2 protein-coding genes are annotated in these 3,248 nt (G+C 59.5%); both read right to left on the bottom strand.

Features of this window, described 5'->3' with window-relative positions; translation table 11 throughout:
- Positions 1-2,055 (bottom strand): Ig-like domain-containing protein (locus LKE08_RS11350; protein ID WP_324704336.1); only part of this gene is annotated, 2,055 nt, incomplete at its 3' end.
- 97 nt (positions 2,056-2,152) lie between these two features.
- On the bottom strand, positions 2,153-3,004 hold the full coding sequence (locus LKE08_RS11345; RefSeq protein WP_324704335.1) for a sulfotransferase: 852 nt from the start codon (positions 3,002-3,004) through the stop codon (positions 2,153-2,155).
- Positions 3,005-3,248: the final 244 nt, after the last annotated feature.

Here is a 3,248-nt window from a genome sequence, read left to right as displayed (position 1 = left end):
GTTATCGTTTCCGGCGATATCCGCTGCGATGGCGGCTGCAATATCCACGGTTACTTCCCCGTCGGCGTCGGGGGTGACATCAAAGGTGTAGGTGATGTTGTCGGCGGTTTGCAGGTTGTCGGCGCTGCCGTTGCCGACGGTGATATCTGATACCTCGAACCCGGCGACTTCTTCGCCGAAGGTGGCTGTCACGGTGAAGGGCGTGTTGATTGTCTCCTCGGCATCCGTGGTGAGTGTCACCGTGGGGGCGATACCGTCTACCCGCACATCTGCTGTATTGCCCACACCGTTCAGGGTGAGGGTGGCATCGTTGTCGGTGGCATCTTGGATGGTGGCATCGCCCGTCAGGGTTAAGTCGCTGCCGAGGGTGATGCCGTCGGTGTCTTCGTTGCCTTCGGCGACGGTATAGCGGAAGGTGTGAGTCAGGGCAGATGAACCATCGCCGTTCAAGGTGGCGTTGACAGTGCCACCATTGTCCAGGGTGAGGGGCACAAGGACGCTGCCTGTTGCCGGGTTGATGGTGACGGCTTCGCTGAATGTCACCTCAAAGTCGAGATGTTCTCCGATGATGTAGGTGTCGTTGGTTGGCAGGGTGACGCCGGTAATGGTGGGGATGCGGTCAAGGGTTTGGATGCCACCCGCCTCGGGGGTGCCGGTGAGGTTGGCGGCGGCGAAGTTGATGTCGGCCAGGGCCGGGGCGTCGATGCTGAGGGTGTGGCCTTCGGTGGCTGTTGTGGCAATGTCGGCGGTGAGGAAGAGGTAGCCGGTGGCGCCGTTAGCAATGGTTCGGGTGAGTCCGGAGAAGGTGAGGCTGTTCCCCGAGTCAACGGCAGCTTGAGTGCCGAGGGAAGTGTCAGATGGGTCTAGGATTTCATCGGTGGAGTAGATGAGTTCAAACTCGCCGATGTCTGCTGCGGTGTATGTGCCGCCTGGGGTGAAGGTGATGCCGTTGAGTTCGGCGGTGTCAACGCTGACGGCGAGGTTGAGTTGGTAGAGTGTCTGGTCGGTTGCACCGGCCAGGAGGGTGGCGGCGGGAACGGTGGGTGTGGAGATGTCAACATCCGGTATGGGTAGAAAGGTTAGGTCAGTGCCGAAGCTGTTGTCATTGTTGTCATTTGTATTCTCATCATCGGCGGCGGTGTTGCCGGAACCGTAGACATTATTGCCGTTGACGGTGGGTAGAGAACCCGGCATCCCCTGGTCGTTGCCGTTACTGTTGGTGGTGGATTTCATGGCGAAGATGGCGCCACCGAAGCCTTTACCGTCGTCCTCTGTAGCGGAGTCATTACCGCCCGTTCCGCCCGTGGCACTGTTGTCGCTAAAAGTGGTGTTGGATAGGTTGAGGGAGCCACTGCGGATGAAAATAGCTCCACCCATCCCTGCACCGCCGCCACCGCCGCCGCCGCCGAAGTCGCCGCCGCCGCCGAAGCCACCGCCGCCGAAGCCACCGACGCCACCGCCGCCGCCGCCGAAGCCACCGACGCCACCACCATAATCACCCGTGCCGCCGTAGCCACCATTATTGTCTACCGAATCACCAAAAAGACCGCCGCCGCCGAAGCCACCGGCATTGCCGAACATCCCGCCACCGCCAAATGATAAAGAGGTATCACCACCATTGCCCCCCTGGGCGGTGTTGTCGGTAAAAGTGACATCCTCAACTGTCACCGTACCGGAGTAAACAAACAGGGCGCCGCCCATACCGGCGCCGCCTCCACCCAAGTAACTACTCCCCCCCTGGGCTTTACCGTTGGTGAGCGTTAAGTTCTCAAGATTCACCGTTCCCGACTTCACGAACAAAGGACGGAAACTGTCGCCCCCGCTAATGGTAGCCGTTTCTACCACCCCCGTCGTTGCCGGGTCGTCTCCCGTGATAGTGATGTTGCTATTTATCAGCCGCTTCATCACTCCGGTGACGGTGATATTCTCTTCGAGAACGATGGTATCGTCCGCCCCTCCAGCATCAGTATTGGCTTGCAAAATCGCCCAGCTCAAAGTTCCTATGGTATCGCCCAAGCCGTTGTCGGTTGTTTGTGTGACGCGAAAAATTGCCATTTTTTTAACCTCGTTGAAATGAAAAATGAAAAATGAAAAATGAAAAATGAAAGATGCTAAATGGCTCAATCCGTGGGGGGACGAGCCCAGACTTTTCTCATGGCTGGGTTCCTCCTGCCTCGGTGGATAACAAGCCGGGATAAAACAGTTCGTAAAACCAGGGGTGGGTCTGTTTCAACTCGGCATCGATGCGCGGGGAAATCTGCCGCCGCCGGGGCGGTTGAATCTTTGGGTGGGTTGAGTGGGGGTATTTGAAGCGGTAGTAACTGTCCGCTTCCTGCCGCCGCACCGTCAGGTTTTGCGGGTCGATGTCGTGGGGTTTGAGGCCCAACCAGGCGAACAGGTCGGCCATCACTGTCTCCGGTTCGCTGGTCAAATGCTCGAAGACGACGAAAAATAGGCGCTGCTGCTCCTCCGGGGGTCGGTCTTGCACGGCTTGCACCGACCGCAGGGGCCCGCCCACGACGCCTTTGGGGGCGAACAGGGCTTCGGCCCGGGCGTAGGGGGACAGGTTGGCGAGGTCGTCGGGGAAGTCGAGCCACAGGGTTTGCCGATGCTGGGCTTCGATGGAGCCGAAAATTTGCCCCAACTCCCGCACGCACACCAACATCCGCGCCTCGGGGTCGAGTTCCAGGGCTAACTCGATTTGGTTGAGCCAGCCGCGGTGCTTGTCCACCACTACCGGGGCTTCGGTTTCGTCCCACCACGCCGCGGCAAAGGCGCGGCAGGAGCGCTGGAGGCGGCGGTAGGTGCGGTCGAAGTCGCCGTCGAGTCGGGAGAGGAGGAAGTCGCTGTCGCTCAGGTGGGCGCGTAGGGTTTGCAGGGCGCCGAACAGGGGCGAACTCATGCCGTCAACGTCGATGTCGGGATGTTCGGCGAGCAGTTGGCACAGTAGGGTTGAGCCGGAACGGGGCAGTCCGGTGACGCAGACTAATTTGGGGTCGGACATGGCTGGGAATCGCGCCGAGGGAGTTGACGCGCCATTCAATGTACAAATAATCGTGATGAATTGTCGCCCTTTGCGGTGGGTGCGGAAGGGCGGCTGAGGTTTAGTTGTGGGGTGGACTCATGATGGAAAAGGAGTCAACTGAACCCGACACCTCGGGGGGGGAAAGAGTGCGTTAATGAAATGTAACGCACCGCAAATGGTGGGTTACTGGCCCCCAAACCCCCAATTCTGGGGGCTTTGAGTG

Source organism: Lyngbya sp. CCY1209, from assembly GCF_035615495.1.
In the GTDB taxonomy this organism is placed as follows: Bacteria; Cyanobacteriota; Cyanobacteriia; order Cyanobacteriales; family Microcoleaceae; genus Limnospira.
This window is presented reverse-complemented; position numbering and strand designations above follow the sequence as displayed.

Bases quoted from the DNA above. Each gene is read 5' to 3' on its own strand.
- LKE08_RS11345 (WP_324704335.1), bottom strand. From the start codon at position 3,004: ATGTCCGACCCCAAATTAGTCTGCGTCACCGGACTGCCCCGTTCCGGC.